This is a genomic window from bacterium, from assembly GCA_023150945.1.
GTDB lineage: Bacteria > Zhuqueibacterota > Zhuqueibacteria > Zhuqueibacterales > Zhuqueibacteraceae > Coneutiohabitans.
In genome coordinates, this window is record JAKLJX010000005.1 from 323,468 (window position 1) to 344,529 (window position 21,062).

13 protein-coding genes are annotated in these 21,062 nt (G+C 58.5%); 6 read left to right on the forward strand and 7 right to left on the reverse strand.

All coding sequences use genetic code 11. The features are described 5' to 3' along the window. Nucleotides 1-277 precede the first annotated feature (277 nt). The gene (locus tag L6R21_09565) at nucleotides 278-1,645 is read right to left on the reverse strand and encodes a M24 family metallopeptidase (GenBank protein ID MCK6559434.1); all 1,368 of its coding nucleotides are present in this window, start codon (nucleotides 1,643-1,645) and stop codon (nucleotides 278-280) included. Nucleotides 1,646-1,748: 103 nt separating this feature from the next. Continuing rightward, the gene (locus L6R21_09570) at nucleotides 1,749-4,370 is read right to left on the reverse strand and encodes a T9SS type A sorting domain-containing protein (protein MCK6559435.1); all 2,622 of its coding nucleotides are present in this window, start codon (nucleotides 4,368-4,370) and stop codon (nucleotides 1,749-1,751) included. A gap of 298 nt (nucleotides 4,371-4,668) precedes the next feature. Here L6R21_09570 and L6R21_09575 point away from each other — a divergent pair, with 298 nt between their 5' ends. From L6R21_09575 to L6R21_09600, 6 genes are all read left to right on the forward strand, one after another. After that, nucleotides 4,669-5,040, forward strand: a complete 372-nt coding sequence (locus L6R21_09575) for a hypothetical protein (GenBank protein ID MCK6559436.1) — start codon at nucleotides 4,669-4,671, stop codon at nucleotides 5,038-5,040. A gap of 289 nt (nucleotides 5,041-5,329) precedes the next feature. Next, complete coding sequence (locus tag L6R21_09580) at nucleotides 5,330-5,962, forward strand: sulfite oxidase-like oxidoreductase (GenBank protein MCK6559437.1); 633 nt, start codon at nucleotides 5,330-5,332, stop codon at nucleotides 5,960-5,962. A 772-nt stretch (nucleotides 5,963-6,734) separates the two neighbouring features. After that, the gene (locus L6R21_09585) at nucleotides 6,735-9,392 is read left to right on the forward strand and encodes a DUF1566 domain-containing protein (protein MCK6559438.1); all 2,658 of its coding nucleotides are present in this window, start codon (nucleotides 6,735-6,737) and stop codon (nucleotides 9,390-9,392) included. A 202-nt stretch (nucleotides 9,393-9,594) separates the two neighbouring features. Beyond that, a complete protein-coding gene (locus tag L6R21_09590; protein MCK6559439.1) occupies nucleotides 9,595-10,002 on the forward strand; it encodes a four helix bundle protein in 408 nt (135 codons plus the stop codon). A gap of 258 nt (nucleotides 10,003-10,260) precedes the next feature. Next, complete coding sequence (locus L6R21_09595; GenBank protein ID MCK6559440.1) at nucleotides 10,261-11,784, forward strand: RNA-directed DNA polymerase; 1,524 nt, start codon at nucleotides 10,261-10,263, stop codon at nucleotides 11,782-11,784. 319 nt (nucleotides 11,785-12,103) lie between these two features. Beyond that, entirely contained in the window at nucleotides 12,104-13,921 is a 1,818-nt protein-coding gene (locus L6R21_09600) for a DUF1566 domain-containing protein (protein MCK6559441.1), read from the forward strand. A 241-nt stretch (nucleotides 13,922-14,162) separates the two neighbouring features. Here the strand turns inward: L6R21_09600 and lnt are convergent, their stop codons facing one another. From lnt to L6R21_09625, 5 genes are all read right to left on the reverse strand, one after another. Next, nucleotides 14,163-15,815, reverse strand: coding sequence for an apolipoprotein N-acyltransferase (lnt, locus tag L6R21_09605; protein ID MCK6559442.1), 1,653 nt, complete (start codon nucleotides 15,813-15,815; stop codon nucleotides 14,163-14,165). Next, the gene (locus L6R21_09610) at nucleotides 15,812-16,237 is read right to left on the reverse strand and encodes an RNA-binding S4 domain-containing protein (GenBank protein MCK6559443.1); all 426 of its coding nucleotides are present in this window, start codon (nucleotides 16,235-16,237) and stop codon (nucleotides 15,812-15,814) included. Before L6R21_09610 ends, lnt begins: the two co-directional genes overlap by 4 nt. Nucleotides 16,238-16,356: 119 nt before the next feature. Then, entirely contained in the window at nucleotides 16,357-16,500 is a 144-nt protein-coding gene (locus L6R21_09615; GenBank protein ID MCK6559444.1) for a hypothetical protein, read from the reverse strand. Between the two features lie 27 nt (nucleotides 16,501-16,527). Next, nucleotides 16,528-17,409, reverse strand: a complete 882-nt coding sequence (locus tag L6R21_09620; protein MCK6559445.1) for a gp58-like family protein — start codon at nucleotides 17,407-17,409, stop codon at nucleotides 16,528-16,530. Further along, entirely contained in the window at nucleotides 17,381-20,749 is a 3,369-nt protein-coding gene (locus L6R21_09625) for a UvrD-helicase domain-containing protein (protein MCK6559446.1), read from the reverse strand. Before L6R21_09625 ends, L6R21_09620 begins: the two co-directional genes overlap by 29 nt. Between the last annotated feature and the right edge of the window lie 313 nt (nucleotides 20,750-21,062).

Here is a 21,062-nt window from a genome sequence, read left to right on the forward strand (position 1 = left end):
CTGCCCCGCCGGTTTACGAAAGTGCGATTACAGGCGGTCTCTGCGGCCGGCAACCACCAGCGGGCGAAACAAAATAGAAAAAAATCCATGCAAGCGCAAGCGTTGCGCTGCTGCAAGGCCAAGTCTTGCGATCCCTTGAAGTGAGGTCATTGGTTCGCTCGGCAAGTCTGCAACGGCGCATTGCTGGGCAGGAACAGAATTCCGGTCGTGTGTCATGCCCCGGCGGGATTGGGTTCGACCCGGCGTGAGCATACATTTCCTCGCAATTGCGCCAACACTACCTCACCACATGATACTCCGTCTGCCGCGGCAATACCCATGAGATTTTGCCGGCCTGGTCGATCGCTGCCTCCTCCTCCATGCCGACCCAAAGCACCTGCCCGTCCCATTCCGCCACCGGCGTGGACACCGACAATTCGATCGCATGCCAGGTGTCCGGCAGCAAGACCACGTCGCCGCGGCCCGGCACACCCTCCTGGCGATCCCACAATCCCACCAGCGGACCGGCGCCGTGGCCGTGGTCACCGATGGGATGCGTGTAGATGCTGCCCTCCAGCCCTGCGGCTTTCATGGCAGCCAGGGCCTTCGCCAGAATCTCGTTGCCGCTCTGGCCCGGCTGCATGCGTTCCAGCAGCAGATCCTGCAGGCGATTGGCATTCTGTAGCGCGCGTTTAATCCCTGCCGGCGGTTCCCGTTCGCCGGGCCGCAGCACATAGCCCATGTGTTGCGTATCGGTGTGTAATCCCAGTGCTGTGAGTCCGAAATCGACATGCAGCACGTCGCCGGCCTCGATCACCACGCCTTCGTGCTCGGCCAGCAAGCTCTCACGCGCGCGGCCGCGGCGCTGCACCGTGACGGAAGGATGAAACCAGGTCGACAGACCGAGAGCATTGACCTGCTGGCGCAGCCACCACACGACGTCTTCGCTGCTGGTTCGCCCCGGGGTGATCACTTCCCGCGAAAAGCCGCGTGCAATCAAAGCGTGCGCGATTTGCATCAGCTTGCAATAGGTGGGCAGCATCTCGGGAAGCCGCAGCGCGAGATAATCCAGCGGCAGCAACTCGGCGCGCACGAGACGGCTGCGCCATTTGTCACCAAGCGTTTGCTCGAGCGCCTCTCTTTCACTCGCTGACAAGCCATCGGCAAAGGCATGCGTGGCGGAGACGTTGATGCCGAGGGTGGCAGGCTGGCGCTCTTCGATCAACTTGCGCAGCAAAGCCCATTGTGCGTTTCCCCACAGTTCGCGCTGTTCCACCTCCGGATCGCGATACACCGTGTACAGGCCGCCCTGCGAGCTGCCGCCCAACGCCAGCCGCTCGACCCCCAGTTTCTCACCACGGTCATGGAAAACGTAGATGGTGCGGCGCCGCGCGGCAAACGTGGTGGGTGATACCAGCGAGAAAAAGACCGGGTCTTCATTGTACTCGCGGCAGATGACCAGCCACATTTCGACGCCGTGCCGCCGCAGCAACGGCGGCAGCACGTTTTCCAGGCGGAGTTTGAGCCATTCTTGTTGCAGGCGGGCCTGCTCGCGCAAGGAGCCGAGCGCCGGCAGCTCTGCTTGCGCGTGCAGCCTCATTGCGTCGGCGCACAGCGCCGTCAATATCAAACCAAAAAGCAGCACGGCAGGCCGGCGCGATTTCATGTTTTGCATCATTGCTTGCCTTTGCGTTTGAGATTGCAGCGAATTCCGCATCGGACGGCATGCTACGCCGGCCGAGGCGAGAGGGTCACGACCGGCACGCGTCTTAATCCACCACCAGCAGTTTGCGCGTTTGCGCCAATTCGCCGACCTGCAGCCGGAGGAAATAAGTACCGGGCACAAGATTCTTGAGCTGTACGCGCACTTGGTGGGCGCCGGCCGGCCGCATTTCGTCAATGACGGCCGCGAGCTGCTGGCCGGCAAGATTGTAGATGGCCAGTTGCACTCGCGCTCTCATCTGCAATTGATAACTGAGCGTGGTTTCGCCGCGGCCGGCAAGCCGGCGGGAAACCGGGTTGGGATAATTCTGATAGAGCGTGAAGCCGCGCACTGCGCCCGTCGCCGGCTGCGCGATTACAGTTGCCGGTTCGCCGAGCAGCGGCCGCTCCCACACGCCGTTGCCGTGCGTGGCGGCACGCAGCGCGCGATTATGCGGTGATACGGACAGATCCATCACCAGCGCGGTGGGCATGTTGTTCTGCCAGCTTTGCCAATGCGCGCCGCCGTCGCGTGAAACATAAACGCCGAGATCATTGCCGAAATAGAGATGATGGGGAAACTGCGGATCGATGGCAATCGCCGAGGAGGGGACATCCGGCAGGCCGGTGCCCAGATCTTGCCAGCGCAACCCGGCATCATCGGATCTGAACAAGTGTGAAGTGCCGAAGCCGGAAAACACCAGGTAGACTTTCCGGCTGTCATGCGGATCCACGGCCAGGTCCATCGGATAACGATCCGGCAGGTCTGCGGTAATATCTTCCCAGGTGGCGCCGCCGTTGCTGCTGAAGAAAAGCAGCGGGCGGCTGTAGATCGGCGCAGTGCTGGCGTAGACGGTGTCAGGATTGGTTGCGGATACCGCCAAACACAACACCGGGTTGCCGTCCAGCGGAAAGTTGTTGTTGGTGGCCAGCCACTGGCCGGCAGCGTTAGTGGACTTGTACACGCGATCGGTGGCGGCATAGAGGATATTGCCGTTCGAGGGCGCGACCAGATAGGGCGCGACGAATCCGGTGGTGTTCGTGTCACGGATGATGCCGTTGCTCGCGCCGAACCAGGAATTTTCCTTGCCGCGATTGGTTGATTTGTAAAGTCCCAAATACTGGCTGGCGCCATACATGATGTTGTCGTTGAACGGATCGATGGCGGTACAGCAGCCGTCGCCGCCCAGCACGCGGCGCCAGGCCGGGGTGCCCTCGTAAACCACCGTGCAGTTGTCCTGCAGGCCGCCGATGGCCAGCGCGGAATCACCGCCGGCGTTGGAGAAGCGCTGGTAGAATTGCGTGGTGGCATACCCGCCGTTCAAGCCTGCAAAGGTTTCGCCGCCGTCGGTGCTGCGAAACACACCGCCATCATTGGTGAAATAGATGATCTCCGGATTGACGGGATCTTCCGCCACGGCATGATGATCGGCATGCGAGTAATTTGGCGGGCCTTCCGGGCCGCCCACCGGCACGACACCAAAGTACCACGCCGCCCAGTTCGACTTTTTTCTGAGCGTGCGGCCGCCATCAATTGACTTCCACAGATCGATGCCGCCCACGATCACGGTGTCGGGATGGCGCGGATGCACCCAGACAAAATGAGAATACCAGCCCTGATATTGCGCGATGTTGAGATTCGAGACTTGCTCCCAACTCGTGCCGCCGTCGTTGCTGCGAAAGAGGCCGATGCCGCTGAAATCATTTGCCACGTCGGCATACATGATTTGCGGATTGGCCTGGTGAATCGCAAGGATGGTTTTGCCGGTGTAGTTGGCAGGCAAGCCATTACCCAGCTTCTGCCAGAATTCGCCGCCGTCGCGCGTGCGATAGACGCCGGCACCCGGGCTGCCGAGATTGCCGCACGCTACAAAGACGGTGTCCGGGTGGCGCGGATTGAGGTCAACGTCCATGGCCATGAGCACGCTGTGCACCTGCGCCCAGGTCGCGCCGGCATCGCTGGATTTGAACGTGCCCTCGGTGGTGCCGGCGTAGAGGATGCGGGAATCTGTGGGATGCAACGCGAGCGCCTGCACGCCGCGGCGTTGATGATAGCTCCAGTCCAGGCATTTCGACCACGTTGTGCCGCCATCGGTGGTTTTGAGTATGCCGATGCCATAGCTGCCGCGCGTCGTGCGCACCGTCACCCCGCCGGTGGCATCCTGATAGCCATAGACTTCGCCGGTGCCCACATAGATCACATTGGTGTCGGCCGGATCAATCACAATGGCGCCGACGCCCAGCATCGGAAAGCCGGTCTCAACGTATTCCCAAGCTTGTGCGCCCACGCCGCCGGTGAAACTGCGCCAGAGGCCGCCGCTGGCTGCCCCCACGTAGATGGTGTTGGGGTTCTTGGGATTGATGGCAATGGCATTGGTTCGACCGCCGATGTTTTGCGGGCCGAGCAGCTTCCACTGCGAATTGGCTGATGACTGAACTCTGCCTTTGGCCAAGGCCGTGCGAGTGAACTCGAACGCACGATAGAAGCCCTGATCGGGAATGATTCGGTTGGGATAAGCGCGCGCCGCAGAAAAAAAGTTCAGCGCCTGCATGGCCCCGGAAGGCGGTCGCGAACGGTGAAATGCTTGCTTCGTTTCGCTACTGCCGAAACGGCCGAGCACGGCATAACCGGCCAGCAGGGCAACGAACAACAGCGCGGCAAGCTGGAAAGGTCTGTGGTTGGATCGCATATTTCCTCACAACGGTATCGGTTCGGCGTGGTGGACGCTGCGGGAGCGCGCCGGTCATGAAACCAGGAGACTGCCCGGACGGCAGTCACTTTGAGCGGGCATGGGATCGCCCGGCAAACAGTGGGAATTTCCCGCCGAAGAAGCAATTGAAATCTTACCATAACAAAATGTCATGGCGGGGTTTCCGCATCCCCCGCCTCGTGTCATTATTTCTAGATGGTTCTGGCACGGTGGGCTTTTCTGTCAGAACGCTGCCGGTCTGCTTGGGTAAGGTGGTTCTACTTGGGATGGGTTCGTTATGGGGAACCAGCAATTCCTTCCGTTTATCTTGGCTGCCGTTATCATCGCCCTTGCCGTGGTGCGCGGCATGGAACTCTACCGCGAAGAAGTCGACCTTCATCAGCGCGATGAGATCGCGAAGACGTTGATGGCAGCAGCGCTGCGGGCGCAGGCCTGGTATCGCCGGCCGGCCGCCATGGGCGGAGGCGAGCGATCATTTGCCGCCCTCACCTGGGCAAAACTCAATATCAACCCGGAAACTCCGAATGCGGTGCTGTCAATGTCGCACCGGCAGCGCGGCAGTGTTTGCCTCACCGCGGTCAGCCTCGCCGATACCACGCAGCGAATTTGCTACATGGTCTTTCCCGATTCCCTCGTCTTGATGCCTTGACGCTGGGCGCGGGCAGTACACGCCCGGTTCAGCCGTCGCAGGATGCTGTCCGTCTCCTTCCACCGGCCGGTTCCTGTCACGCCACTGCTGCCACCCGCATGCCCTCGCTTGACCGCACCGGTGCGGCAACAAACAGCGCTTGCACGAGAATGATTTCAGGCTATATTCCACTCCGGCCAGCCCGCCATCGTCTGCGTGCTGGACCTGCGAATGGTGGAATAAAGCAAACCGCATTGGGGTTTGTTTCAGAAAAAATGCCGGACTTGCATCATCTTGGAGATTTGCCCTTATGTCGATTTTCGATCCGATCAAGCGTGTGCAACGCCTGCGGCAGGCCGATCCCCGTCGCCGGCCGGATGCCGATTTGCGTGATCGTATTCCGCCGGGACAGTATCGCACGGAGAAATTTCCGGTGCTCACTTATGGCGAGACGCCGGTGATCGATCGCCAGGACTGGCGGCTCAGGGTGTGGGGGCTGGTGGAGAATCCCATGACTCTCACTTGGGAGGAATTTCAGGCGTTGCCGCGCAAGAAGATTCACGTGGATATTCACTGCGTCACGCGCTGGAGTCTGTTGGATTCCGAGTGGGAGGGCGTGCCGTTTGCCGCGATTGCCGAGCGCGCGAAGCCGTTGCCCGCGGCTCGGGTGGTGATGGAGCATTCTTATGGCGGCTACACCACGAACATGCTGCTCGATGAGATGTATGATGATGACGTGATTCTCGCCGACACGTATGGCGGCCAGCCGCTGGCGCGCGATCATGGCGGGCCGCTGCGGATGGTGGTGCCCAAGCTCTACTTTTGGAAAAGCGCGAAATGGCTCAATGGACTGGAGTTGCTCGAGCGCAACGCGCCGGGCTTCTGGGAGCGCTACGGCTACCACATGCACGGCGACCCCTGGACCGAGGAGCGGTTTGGCTAGCTAATGCCTTGTTTTTGTGAGCCAGCGTTGCCATCGTTTCAAATCTGTTCCAAATTATCCTTCATCCAAGTACCGTTCGAGCGCAATGCGAAATGCCTCGCTCGAAGATTGCAGGCCATTTTTCAGCGCTGTGTCCTTCACCAAATTCCATTGCGGTCCTCTCGACTCTGGAACCATTGCAGGAGAGTTTGCGCGGCCGTGGCAAGTCCAAAATAGAAATGCCCGATTCTCACCAACGCCGTCCGCGCGCGGTGCGAATCGCGCATTTTGCCAGCGCGGTGGCGACGGCTTGCTCCAAAAAATTGCTTTGCCAAAATGATGCCCAAGTCGCTATTTTGCCGGCCGAGCTTCGTGCGAAAAGCGACAAGCCTTCGTTTCGGACAAGTCTAACGTGTGACCGTTCCCATTCACAAAGGCCGGACCCTGCCGGCCGGCACGTTGCGGGGCATTCTGCGCGATGCCGATCTTGGCATTGACGAATTCCGCGGCCTCCTGTAGATTCCCTGCCTGCAAATTTCCCACCTGAGACCAAAAAGCTCGCTAATCCTGCGATAAACCACTCATCCCGACACACCTGCGGCTGCGGCAGCATTTTGAGAATCATCGCTGCAATTCGATGGGAAAGTGTCCGCATGCCAGTGCGGTGGCGGCAGCTTTCTCCGCAGATAACGGAGGGCCTACTCGCTGCTTGCTTTTGCGCCGGCAGTTCTGCATTTTTTCGCCACATTCCGGCGGACTGAATGAATGCCAACATCGTGAATGAGAAATGATCATGAATGAGCCCACACAAAAACCCGTCATCTTCCTGGCCTTTGCCCAAGACCGCGTTCAAGGCGGTGCCTATTTGCGCAACCTGCCCGCTGAACTCGACGGCATTCGAAAAGCCTTGCAGAAAGCGCGGCAGGCCCAACTATGTGAGGTGGAAGAGCGAGCCAACGCCACGGTCGAAAACATCTGCGATGTCTTTCAAGAATTCCAAGACCGCATCGCCATCTTCCACTTCGGCGGCCATGCCGACAGCTTCGAACTCTTGCTCGAATCGCTGGCCGGCGCGCATGCCGCGGCGCATCGTGAGGGCTTGGTTTCGTTTCTAGTGAGACAACTCGGACTGAAACTGGTCTTCCTGAACGGCTGCAGCACGCAGCAGCATGCCCTGGATTTGAAGGAAGCCGGCATTCCCGCGGTGATCGGCACTGCCCGGACCATCGACGACGCCGTGGCCGCGGACTTGGCGGTGCGCTTTTACAAGGGTCTGGCCGCGGGCCATACGATCGAGCGCGCCTGGGCCGAGGCCGTGGATCAAGTGAAGATGGAAAAAGGCCCGGACTGGCGGGCGCTGCACTGGCAAGGCAAAACCGAAACGCCCGACCGGTTTCCGTGGGAAATCTGCTACCGCGAAGGCGCGGAGAAAGTCAAAGACTGGAACCTGCCCGATGCCGCCGGCAATCCGTTGTTCGGCCTGCCGGAGATTCCTGAAGACTACTTCATCAAGCTGCCGGAACAGCCCTTCATCGGACTGGAATATTTCAGAAAAGAGCACGCTGCCATTTTTTTCGGACGCGGCGCCGAGATTCGGAAACTGTACAACTACGTCACCGGCATTCACCCGATCATTCTGTTTTACGGCGAATCCGGCGTGGGCAAGTCTTCGTTGCTCGATGCCGGACTCTTGCCGCGCCTCGAGCACGACTACACGGTGCAATATGCTCGCCGCGATGCCACCGAAGGCTTGACCGCGACCTTGCTGCAAGCTCTGCAAGCCGCCGGCGCCACCACCGAGGAACCCGCCGCACTGCTGGAGGCTTGGCTCAGGATCGAAGCGAAAACTAATCGGCCGCTCATTGTCATTCTCGACCAGGCGGAGGAGACCTTCACTCAGCCGCTCAAGAATCACCCGGAAACCGGCCGCGAGTTGGAAGTCTTTCTCGCAGCGAGCATGGGCGTTTTTGATCATCCCGGCCAACGCCCGCGCGGCAAGCTCATTCTGAGCTATCGGAAGGAATACCATCCGGAGATTCAAGCTGCCTTCCAATCATTCTCGTTGCCCCATGCGCCGATGTTTCTCCGGCAGCTCGACCGCACGGGCATCATCGAAGCGGTGGAGGGATTGACCCGCTCTGCCCACACGCAGGAGAAATATCATCTCGAAATTGCCGAAAGTGAACAGGGAGACCTGGCGGAGACCATTGCGACCGATCTTTTGGCCGACCAGAAATCGGCCATCGCGCCGGTGCTGCAGATGGTATTAACCAAGCTCTGGCACAGCGCCGTGCAAGAAAGTCCCCACGCGCCGCGCTTCACCTTACCGCTCTATCACCAGCTCAAGAGCGCCGGCATTGCCATGGATGAATTTCTGCAGCAGCAGATGGCGCAGTTGCGGCAGTGGAATGAGGAGGTGGTGGCCTCCGGCCTCGCGCTCGATCTGCTCCACGCCCACACTACGCCTCATGGCACCGCCGGAACTTGCAGCCTGACTGAATTGCGGCGGGCCTACAGCCACCGCCAAGAAATTCTCGAACCGCTGCTGGTCGAATGCAAACGCCTTTACCTGCTCACCGATGGCCAAGAGAAACAGAATGCTTCCACCCGATTGGCGCACGACATTCTGGCGCCGGTGATCATGCGCGAATACCAAAACTCCGACAAGCCCGGCCAACGCGCGGCGCGGGTACTGAGCAGCAAGCTGCCTGATTTCAAAGCTGACGAGATAAACGTCTGGCTAGACAAAGCCGACCTCACCGTGGTGGAAAAGGGTTACCAAGGGATGCGGCAATTGGCCGATTCGGAACAACGGCTGCTGCAAATCAGCCAGAAACGCCGGCATCGTGGCCGTCTGATCCTATACACAATAATCGTTGTTCTTGCTGGATTCTCCGGTCTGGCCTATTGGGGCATACGTAGCTCGCTTGAAAAGGACAAGCAGATTGCCAAGCAAGGCGAGCAACTGAGGTATTCTCAAGATGCCGTCATACAGCGACTCAAAAAATTGGACTATTATGACTCCGGTTGGAATCCTGAGGGCAAAGGCATTGTGCATCAATATCAACTGCAAAACGACAGTCTGGTGGTTTATGACGGCGCTACCAAACTCGATACTAAACTCTATTGGCAGCGTTCCGGCTCTAAAGAAACTATGACCCATGACCAGGCTTCAGCTTATGTTGACAGCTTGAACCACATCAAGTTTGCGGGATACAACGACTGGCGTCTGCCGACTCTGGAAGAAGCGATGTCATTGATGGAGCCTGAGAGAAAGAACGGTGATTTGTATATTGACCCGATTTTTGATGCCACGCAAAAATGGATTTGGACATCGAGTAAACAAGCTGCGGGCGTGGCGTGGTTAGTCAACTTCAACCATGGCAATTGCGACACCAACGATGTCAACCGCTACAACTACGTCCGTGCAGTGCGCTCCGGACAATCTTGATCATTTGGTTATTTGAATCACTTGATCATTTTCTTTGGGTGGAACGTGACCATCGAAAGCTTGCAAACTCATAGGCCCGAGCAAGGCTGTTACAAAGCTCGCCCCGTGGGATAGTGGGACCACAAGATCAATAATCAGATCAATGATGAGTATCCCACGGGGCGAGCGGCCTCGAAAAATTTTTTTGGAAAAGGAGCCTGCCATGGCCCAATACGAGCATCTCCCAATTTACAAAAAAGCCTACGATCTGACGCTCTACTTCGAAAAGATCGTGCGCGGGTTCAGCCGTTACGACAAATACACGCTGGGCGCCGAGCTGCGCCAGCTCTCCCGGGAGGTGATGCGCCTGATTCGCCGCGCCAATGACGCCGAGAACAAGGCCGCAATCCTGCTGGAAAACCGTGAACGGCTCGAAGATTTGAAAATGACTGTGCGCTTGTGCAAAGACATGCGCGCGTTTCAGAATTTCAATTCATTTCAGTACAGTATCAACGAGGTGGTGGACTTGTGCAAGCAGAATGAAGGCTGGTTGAAATCCGCGCTGCAAAAAAGTGGACGGCCAGAATCCTCGTCGCCTGCCCAGGCGTCGCAGGAGCGTGCCCAGCGATGATTGTGCGCCCCGGCCACCCCGGACGGTTGTTGGCGGGTCTGGGGTATGAGCTTGCCGGCAATCCTATCCCGCCAGCGGGAATGGATTGGACGTGGGTTCCGCCGCAGCGGAACCGTAAGTGTCGGGGCAAGCCTGCGGGCGTGGCGTGGAAAGTCAACTTCAACAATGGCAATTGCAACACCAACAATGTCAACAACAACAACTACGTCCGTGCAGTGCGCTCCGGAGAATCATCATCCGCTCGATAATTTCCCGCGGATGTACCAGGCGTATCTGGCGTGCCGCCGCACGAAGCGCAATCGCGCCAGTGCCCTAAGGTTCGAGCTGAATCATGAGGAAAACCTGCTTCAGCTCCTCGCCGAGCTGCGGGAGCAGCGCTACCAGCCGGCTACCTCCATCTGCTTTTACACGCGCAAACCGAAGGCCCGCGAGATTTTCGCCGCTGACTTTCGGGATCGCGTCGTCCACCACCTCGTTTATGGTGAAATCGCGCCGCACTGGGAGAAGAGCTTCATCCATCATTCCTACGCCTGTCGTAACCGTAAAGGCATTCATGCGGCGGCGAAAGCGCTGCAACGAATGTTGTGCCGAATTACCGCCAATGGCCGGCGGCGAGCTTATTTTCACAAGATCGACATTCACAATTTCTTCATGACCATTGACCGCCGCCGGCTTTTTGACATATTGGCGCGGCGCTGCCGTGATCCGCAAATGCTGCAACTCTTGCGCGTCATCGTGTTTCACGATCCCACTGCCGACTACGTGTTGCAAGATCGCGACAACCTGCGCGACCTGTTGCCGCGGCACAAGTCCCTGTTCCATGCCGCGCCGTTTTGTGGCTTGGCCATCGGCAATCTCACCAGCCAGTTCTTTGCCAATGTTTACCTCGATGAATTGGATCAATTCGTCAAGCACGTCTTGCGGTGCCGCCATTACTTGCGTTACGTGGATGACTGCATTCTTCTCGCTGCCGACGCCCAACAGTTGCAGGAATGGCACGCGGCGATTGCCGTCTTCCTCGCAGAACGGCTGGCGCTGCGGCTGAATGAACGGGCAACGCGGCTCGGCCCAGTGGCAGGTGGAATCGACTTTGCCGGCTTCATCGTGTCCCCCGGCCGCCGATTGGTGCGGCGGCGCGTCATCGGCAACCTGCGCGAGAAACTGCGGCAGGTTGAGCGCCAACTGGTGGCCCGGCTGCCGACTTACACGGCCTACCGTTTTGATGAGCCAACGCTGAACAAATGCCTGGCCATGCTCAACTCTTATCTGGGGCATTTTCAGCACGCCCAGACGCGCGGCTGCGTGGTGCGCTTGTGGCGGGAGTTCCCTTTTCTGCGGCACTATTTCAAGCTCACGCCGCGCAAGGTCACCCTGCTCACCAAGCCCCTGCGGCGCATGAGAAGGCTGCAGCAACAAGTGCGCTGGCTGCGGTGGCGCTTTGCCGGCCATCTTTGTCTCGTTGCAATCGGCTGCTACTACGAAGCCTTCGGTGCCGACGCGCAACGGCTGGCTGCTTTGACGGGGTTGCGCTTGCACGAAACCTGGCGCGGCCTGCGCTTCGGTTGCGGCTTCCACCGGAAACACCGGCACGGCATTCTGGCCCGGCTGAAAGAGCAGCGCGTGCCCCTGGTGTTGATCCACGAAACCGGTCGCGAGCTGTATGGCACGAAGGAGAGAATGCCGTATGTGATGGTGGAGTTTCCGTCGAACAACCTGTGGCCCGCTCCGGAGCTGAAGGACGCGCGCTGTGGCGAACGCACCGTGCCAATACGACAACGTTGAGTCGAATTCTATGGCACAGACAAATAGCCCCAAGGGGGCGAAATGTAGCAGCGAAGGGCAACGCCCTGGGAAAACCGTGGTCAGGAGAAATCACCAAGCCCCACCAGGGCGCCATAGAACCGCATCAGGAATGCCGCCCCTGCAGGGCTAAATGCGACAAATCCCATCGGTTCCCAGGGCGCTGCCCGTGGGCTATTACATGCGACCCGCCGGGGTCAAGCTGGCCCTCTGAAGAAGACAGCGTGTGCTTGCCGTTTTAGTACTAATGTGATCAGAAGGTGTCATCGGATGCGAAAGAGTAACAACATGAGGTTTTACCATGTCATTTAGTCCGGAAGCAATCATTGGAATCCTAGGGGCACTGGCATCGGTTGTGACTGCCATATTTGGCTATCCCGTATGGAAACAGTGGCGCACGCAGCGGCTGCTTGAAAAGAGTTTTGGTGCGGAATTGTATGATCGCGGAACGATTGAACGTTCCACGCACTATTACATTCGTCCGAATTGCTCCAGCATTGATCCGGCGCAGGAAGCAGAGATTCGTCAGGTTGTTGTCACCAAGGAAGGTCTCTTTGAAAAAATTGACGAGTATCTCTCCGTTGAACCCCATTCTCGTCATCTCCTGTTGTTGGCTGATAGCGGCATGGGCAAATCTTCGTTTGTGTTGAACTACTACGCTGACAACCAAGACCGGGCCAAACGCAGCCGTCACCGTCTGGCTGTTATTCCACTTGGCATACCCAACGTCAACGAAGTCATTGCAAAAATCGATAACAAACGCGATACGGTCATTTTCCTCGACGCCTTTGATGAAGACACCCAAGCGATCAAAGACCATCGTGACCGGCTTTTTGAATTGATGGAAGCCTGTCGTGAATTCAAGCGGGTGTTGATCACTTGTCGCACTCAATTCTTTCCCAGTGATGAAGAAATACCGAAAGAAACCGGTATTGCGCGAATTGGCCCGCGCCGCCTCGGCCAGTCCCGCGTTTATGAATTTTGGAAACTTTACTTGACCCCACTCACCGACGCGCAGGTCGATTTGTATATCCGCAAGCGCTATTCAATATTTCGACCTGACAAACGCAAGAAAGCGCGTGAATTGGTTCAAAAAATTCCCTTGCTCAGCGTTCGTCCTATGTTGCTGGCCTACATTCCGGACCTTCTGGACAGCAACACTAATATCGAACACTCATTCCAATTGTACGACATCATGGTGGAGAAATGGTTCGAACGCGAAAAGGGCTGGGTGCCGCCCGAGTCCTTGCGTGCCTTTTCCGAGCGCCTAGCAGTTGATCTCTACCTCAACCGCGAAAAGCGCGGTGCTGAGCGTATTGCCGGTGCCGAGCTCCTGCCTCTCGCCCGGGAATGGAAGATCAATCTCGATGATTGGCAACTCCGCGGCCGTTCCCTGCTCAACCGCGATGCCGGCGGCAATTACAAATTTGCCCATCGTTCAATCATGGAATATCTGTTTGTGAAGCAGTTCTTGGCCGGCGAGAAAGCCTGCACGGGACTGAAGTGGACGGATCAAATGAAGCGATTTTTGGTAGAGATAGTTCGACATCAATGGCGAACACAACACAAACTAGAATGTGATTTGGCAAAAGTTGATCTAACTGAGAGCGAACCACCTTTCGTGCTCAGAGCTACGGAAAAAAGGCTCAGTACGGGTGAAGTGAAGCACATGCTGGAATCGGTTGACCTCTTCGCTACCGATTGGAACAAGAATGCACGCGGATTGCCCCATGTTTATGAAATCCGTGACCGCTCTGGCGTGAAAGTAGTGGTCGATCATGCCACTGGCCTCATGTGGCAGCAAGGCGGTTCTAATGACTCAATGCGTTTCGGAGACGCCGAAAAGCATATTCAGAAACTCAATCGCGAGAGGTTCGCTGGCTACAACGATTGGCGGCTGCCGACCCTGGAAGAGGCAATGTCTCTGATGGAGCCAACGAAAAAGAACGGCGATTTGTACATCGATCCCGTGTTTGACAAGACACAACGCTGGATTTGGACCGCGGACAAAGGATCTGCGGGCGTGGCGTGGGTAGTCCTCTTCGACAGTGGCGATTGCAGCACCCACAATGTCACCAACGGCAACCACGTCCGTGCAGTGCGCTCCGGACAATCTTGATCATTTGGTCATTTGAATCATTTGATCATTTTCTTTGGGTGGAAGGTGACCGTCGAAAGCTTGCAAATTCGTAGGTCGGAGCACGGCTGTTACAGAGCGAGCGCCAGCGAGCGGCTTCGAAAATTTTTTGAAATTTCGCCCCTAGCCGGCCAGCAGCTTTCTTTGGCGCGTGAACAGACGGTTTGGCTGAGAAATTGTCGAAGGGCAGGAGGCAAAGGCATTCCGAAGCACGGTATGCCTTTCATTTTTTTCGCTGCCACCAACGCGTGGCGATCATTCCCGCCAGCAGCAGTGCCTGCAATCCCACCCACCAGTCTCCAAAGCGCGCGTAGATGGTCGGCGGCATTTCCAGCAACGGAACTTGAGCGGCAAAGGACGCGGCCTCATCGAAGGCCGTGCGATTCGTGATCTCACCGGTCGGCAAAATCACCGCGGAGATGCCGGTGTTGGTGCTGCGCACTTGCGCCATGCGCGCTTCGACGCAGCGCAATTGCGAGAGCGCGAGATGCTGCTCCGGCTCCTGATAGCGGCTGTACCAACTGTCGTTGGTCACGTTCAAGATGAGGTTGGCGTTTTTTTGATCGTAGACGCGCATGTAGTGCGGCGAGAGCGCCTCGTAGCAAATCAGCGGGGCGATGCGAAAATCGCCGTAAACCATGATCTCCGGCCCGGGGCCGGCGCCAAAAGTTGACACCGCCGGAATCAAATCCTTGAGCGCGGGAAACCAATCGGAGAACGGCATGTATTCGCCGAAGGCCAGCAGAATGTGTTTTTTGTACAATGCCGCCGGCTCGAATTTGCCCGGCGCGGTCAGGCTCATCGAGTTGTAGATCTTGTAGACGGGTTTGCGCTCACGCACGTAGCCGCCGGTGACGATCGGCGCGCCGGCTTTCTCGGCCAAATCCGCCAGCTCTTGATGCGTCGGATGGAATTCCGGAAACGGATAGGGATACCCGCCTTCCGGCCACAACACCAGGTCGAGTTTTTCCCGGCGCTGCTGCAGCAGTTCGAGCGTGAGGTCGCGGTGGACTTCGAAAAACTTGTAAATCGTGGCGGAGTTGCCGTATTGCGCCTGCAGGCGTTCGTAGTTGCCGAGATTCCCCTGCACCACACCGATGTTCTTGTGCGTGGCGCGCTGCATCTCTGCTTCGACTTGCTGCAGGCGAAAGTGGCCATACCCAAAGCTGAACAGCAGCATGGCCAGTCCCACGCCGGCGGTGATGATTCTCTCGGCGTTGTCGAAGAGCGCCGGCGAGCCGTGCGGCAGGCGCCTGCGCAGCACGGGTTCGAGCAGCGCAAAAATGGCGTAATTGACCCATAAGATTTGCATCGTGAGCAGGAACGGCCCGCCGAGATCGGCAATCTGAATCAGCGAAATCACTTGATAAATGGCGTTGCCGACGTACCAGTCGAATAATTTCGGGAAGTACCGTTCGACGATGACAAACACCGCCGGCACCCACAACACCTGCCACTTCATGGAAAGTAGCCGGCGCAGCCACGCCACCAAACCGCCGGTGACTGCAAGATTGGAAGCGCCCACTGCCGCGTACAGCAGCACGATGGGCACGGCCAGCCACCACGGCAGCCCGCCGAATTCAACCACCGTGTAGGCGATCCAGAAGAAGCCGCCGAGCGCCATGACGAAGGAATACAGCCAGGTGTATTTCACCGTTTCTTTGATGCCGTCGCAGTGATTGAGCAGCCAGAAATAGGGCACATAGGCAAGCGCGGCCAGCGGCGTCCAGTTGATGGCGGGGTAGGAAAGAAAGCCGAGGCACCCGCCAGTGATGGCCATGAGGAGCTTGAGGCGCCGCCGCCCGCGCGCGGGCGGGTTCGTGTTGCGGGTGCCGCGCGCCGCGGCAGGGGAGAGGGGATTCCGGGATCGCTTCATGCTCGCCTTTGCCCCCGCCAGCTTTCGAGTTCCCGGCGAGTCTTCTTGGTGGGCCGGCCTTTTGCGGGGCGGGGCAGTCGCCGTTCTGCTGTCTTCATCAGCTTCATCAGCTCCAGCGTTTCAGGTGACAGCTCGGGCGTGGTCTCCTCGTAGATGAGTTTGGCATCTTTCGCGGAGAGGCCGCGCATGGGGATTTCCTTGATCGTCAGCGTGCGATAGTGATGTGAGATTTTGACGGTCAAGACGTCGCCGACGTTGACGGTCTTCGAAGCCTTGGCGACATGGTCATTCAATTTGACGCGGCCCAACTCGCATTCGCGCGCGGCCTGTTCCCGGCTCGGAAAAATGCGGGCGAGCTTGAGCCATTTGTCGAGGCGCATCGCGCGGCCGAAGCCGGGGGGATCAGCAGTTCCTGCGGGCATGGTTGAGAATCAATTATTGGTTTTCGAAGAGAGAACCTTGTTGCTGGGCGATTTGAAGCTTGCGGGCGCGTATTGCCTGCCGTCTTTTCTCCATTTCTTCCCGCGCCGGCAAGTACCAGTCATGAAATTCTTTGTGCAACGCCTTCATTGAGTTGCTTGATCTCCCGGGAGAGTTTTTCCTGGAGGCGAGTCAGATGCTCTATGGCGTCCGCCCAAGACGCCTTTTGCTCCAATGCTTTTGTCTCCGGAGTGTTCGCGGACATGGATGTCCTCCTGCGGAAATGAGCTTTTCAACTCGGTTTCGTGGTCAAAGTCTCGACCTGCTGCTGCAATTCGACATGATCCTGGCGCAATGTGGCCACTTCCGTCTGCAACCGCTCGACCCTTTTTTCAAGGTTGTTGGTTCTGTCGTCCTGCAGCAAGGACGTTCTTTTTGTCTCGGCCTGCACTTCAGTCAGTCTGTCATGCCATTCTTTGGCCCTTTGATCGATCCTCGCAAAAGCCTGATTGCCGGCGTCGGGAATCATCTTCCCCAGCGCGTCCAAATTTTCTCTTGTGAAAGCATCGAGAGCGGCCAAGTTCTTTTCAACGCTGCTGATCCGTGTGTTGACCTGCTCGAAGCCGGTTTGCATTTCAGCGCGAAGCTGCTCGTTACCGGCTTGCATTTCGCTGCGAAGCTGTCCGATCTGGACCTGCATCTCGCCGCGAAGCTGCTCGTTACCGGCTTGCATTTCGCTGCGAAGCTGTCCGATCTGGACCTGCATCTCGCCGCGAAGCTGTTCGTTACCGGCTTGCATCTCGCCGCGAAGCTGTTCGTTACCGGCTTGCATTTCGCTGCGAAGCTGCTCGTTGCCCGCCTGCATCTCGCCGCGGAGCTGCTCGTTGCCCGCCTGCATCTCGCCGCGGAGCTGCTCGTTGCCCGCCTGCATCTCGCCGCGAAGCTGCTCGTTGCCCGCCTGCATCTCGCCGCGGAGCTGCTCGTTGCCCGCCTGCATCTCGCTGCGAAGCTGCTCGTTGGTCTGCTTGAATCCAGCTTCCATCTCGCTGCGAAGCTGATCGATCTTCGCAATGATCGTTTTCAAGCTTGCTTGGCGCGCTGTCGTTTTCTTCTTGGGTTTTCCAGGCATACGATCCTCCCCGAGTTTAAAAGAGTTTGAGTTGTTGATCTGCAATCTTGTCACTGCTCTTGGTTGCTCTGGCCTGCCAATACTCGTAAGCCTTGAGTTGCTCTTCAATATCCAACAAAAAGCGCGAAGCCGCGAATTTGCGCGACTTGCCAAAGAGCACGCGGCTGGCGGCACGCACAAGATAAAGCCGTTCCTGCGCGCGCGTCATGCCGACGTAAAACAGCCGGCGCTCCTCGGCGAGATCGCCTTGCAATTCCTCCAACTGCATCGGCGTCAAGTTTTCTTCGCAGCCGATGATGAAAACCACGGGAAACTCCAGGCCTTTGGCGGCATGCAGCGTCAGCAGCGAGATCTTTTCCACCTGTGCCTCGATTTGATCCGCCTCGCGTTGCAGGGCAAGCGCATCCAGTAGCGCGCGCGGGGAGGAGTGCCAGTGCGCCAGTCCCGCCAGGCGCTGCCAATGCGGCCACCAATCTGGCGGAGCCTGGGTCTTTGCCTGCTGCTGCACGCCAGCCAGCAGATTGGCGAGCGCCGTTGCTACTCCCAAGCCCTGCAGTTCCCGGGCAAATCGTGTGGCGATTTCTGCTGCAAATTGCAGTGCCATGGCCGGCCGCGGTCCCAGTTTCGCATGTTCGGCGAAGCGCGCCAGGAGCAGAGCATCGCGCACCGGCGTGGCCGTGAAATATTCCGCCAACTTCTGCGCAGAGCGCGGACCAAATCCCGGCGCGAGGAGCGCAACGAAACCGGCAAAATCATTCGCGTCGCAGGGCAGTCCGGCCGCCCAACGCATGGCAGCGAGCAACTCGGGCACACCTTTGCGCCGGCGCAGCGGTATCTCGCCGGAAACCTGAAACGGCATGCCGGATCGCTGCAGCGCTTCTTCCAGCGGCGGCCGCAGCGCATTCAGGCGATAAAGAATCGCAAAGTCGCCAAAGCTGTAGCCGCCCTCCGGCGTTTGCGCCACCCGCCCGGAATCCTGCGAGAACAGGCTGGTGCCGCCCACGAGTTTTTCGATTTGGTGCACCACAAACTCGGCCTCGGCCTCGGCCGTGGGCGCCGCATAGATGGTGAGATTCCCCGGCGTGAGCAGTGTTGCCGAAAGCGGCAGCGCCACGCCGTCTGCACCGGCCTCGATGACCTGCCCGGAAGCCGTGAGAATGGTGGCGCCGGAGCGATAGTTTTCTTCCAACCGCATCGTCGTCGCGCCGGCGAAATCCTCGGCAAAGCGGCTGAAATAGCGCACCTCTGCGCCGCGAAAGCCGTAAATCGCCTGGTTCGGATCACCGATCACGGTGAGACAGGCGCCACCCTGCACCAGCAGTTTGAGCAGGCAATGCTGCGCGGGATTGAGGTCCTGATACTCATCGACAAAAATCCAGCGATAGCGCTGATGCACTGTCTGGCGCACTTGCGGGCTGTTTTCCAGCAGGGTGATGGCCTGCAGCAGTAGATCATCGAAATCCCACACGCACAGCCGTTGCAGTGCCGCCTGATAGCGCGCACGCCGGGCCGTTTGTTCGGGCGTTGCCGGACCTGCCAGCGTGGCCTTGTGCAGGGAAATCTCTTCCAGCCAGCGGGAATGTTCAGCGGCGTTTGCCTCCGGCCACAATTCTTGCGCGATCGTTTTCCGGCGCTCGTCAGCGATGATCTCCCAGCTTTGCCGCTCACCGTCATGTTCCCGCAGCAAAACCAGGCAAAACGCATGAAACGTCCCAATAGTGAGCGCTTCCGCCAGGTTGCCCATGCGTTCCTGCAAGCGCTGGCGCATTTCTTCCGCGGCTTTGTTGGTGAAGGTAATGGCGAGCATGCTGCGCGCCGTCTCACCGGATTGCTGGAGGTGAAGGAGGCGATGCACGAGCGTATGTGTTTTGCCGGTGCCCGGACCGGCGATGATGATCAAATGCCCGTCCGCGTGCGTTACGGCCCGGCGTTGCGAGGGATCAAGATTCTCAGAGAACGCATGGGAAGCTCGAGAAGCCGCGGCCTTTGCTGAAGGGAGCGGCGGCGCGGTTGGCTGCGCGAGCGGCTGCGCTTGAGCCGTTGCTTTAGCGCCATTGGTCGTCCGCTCCGCTTCCGCCGGCGCCTCCGCCAGCCCGATTTCGACAAAACTGATTTGCCGGAGATATTCCCGGCGTTCCGCCGGCGTAAAAAGCTGAATCACGCCATACTCGCCGTCGTAGCCCGCTGCGATCTTCACTTCACCGCAGCGCATGCGGCGAATACCCTCTGCCACCACCGGCGAACTCTGCCGCTCAATGTCCGCGAGCGGCGCCTCCTGCAAAATGTGAAGCTCGTTGCCGAGTTTCCGGAGCAAATGCATGAAGACCTGATCGACGCCCTTGGTGCCGGCCTTCTTGCCTGCGGCCTCGGCAATGACTTCCGGCAGTGGGATGAGATTGGTGTAGGGCCGCCAGCGCGGTGGTTTTTCGCCCTCGGGCCGGTCGGCCAATGCTTCCACGCGCGCCATGACGCCCACCGTTACTGGCTTGCCGCAAACCGGGCAAATGCCCTGGTGCCCGGCGGTCTCGCGAGGATGCAACCGCGTTTTGCAGGCGCGATGGCCATCGAAATGATATTTACCCTCTTCGGGAAAGAACTCGATGGTGCCGAGAAAGCCCGGATCATCCACCTGTTGCCAGGCGCGATAGAGCGCAGGGTAGGAAAGCTCGGTGTCGAAGAGATTCGCCTCGCGCGCCAGCTTTTGCGGCGAATGCGCGTCCGAATTCGACACCAGCACAAAGCGGTCGAGTTGCCGCAGCCGCCAGTTCATCGGCGGATCGGAAGACAAACCGGTTTCCACCGCAAAAATGTGCGGGGTGAGATCGGCAAAGCAATCAGCGATGGCCTCGAAGCCGCCCTTGGAACCGAGCACCGAAAACCAGGGCGTCCAGATGTGAGCCGGCACCAGAAAGGCCAGCGGGTCGGCGGCCAGCACGATCTCGAGCAAATCGCGGGAGTCCAGGCCGAGAATCGGGCGGCCATCGGAGCGAATGTTGCCGATGCTTTCGAGGCGGGACTGAATCTTCAGCGCGGCCTCAAAGCTCGGCGCGAATACGATGTTGTGAATCTTGCGGACTTGGCCGAGGCGTTTGTAGATGTTGGAAATCTCGGCGGTGAGCAGGAAGCGGACTTCGCCGGCGCAGGCTTTGGGCACTTCCTCCTGCGTCTTCCGCCGGTAATCCTCCTTGAGGCGAAACAGCCCCGCCTCGGCAGGCTCCAATTTCTCGCGCAGCTCGTTGAGCCAGCCGGGATGCACGAAATCCCCGGTGCCCACCATCGTAATACCCTTGAGCTGCGCCCACTGGCTCAGATATTCAAGATTGAGCTGTTTGCTGGTGGCGCGAGAGTAGTGCGAATGCAGGTGCAGGTCGGCGTAGAACTTCATGCGAGTGTTATGCAGGGGGCCTGCCAGGGCCAGTGTCTGAAGTGAGCTGCCGGCCATGAGCCGGTCGCGGCCAAACATCAACCTGAAGCGGGTCTCGCGTAACGCCTGCGGCAGCGCAGAGGCGTTGCGAGAAACAGCGGGGCATGCTACGAAATGGGCGGCAAAGTCGCAAGCGAAAAGATCATTCTCCGACGCTAACTTGGGCGAAATCAGGCGCAACCCCTGATTTTGCTGAGCCCCGTTGCCTCAAAATTAAATGTTACCCAAATTTGTGAGAACTGGGGTGATTTTGATTTATTGTTCTTTTGCTGTT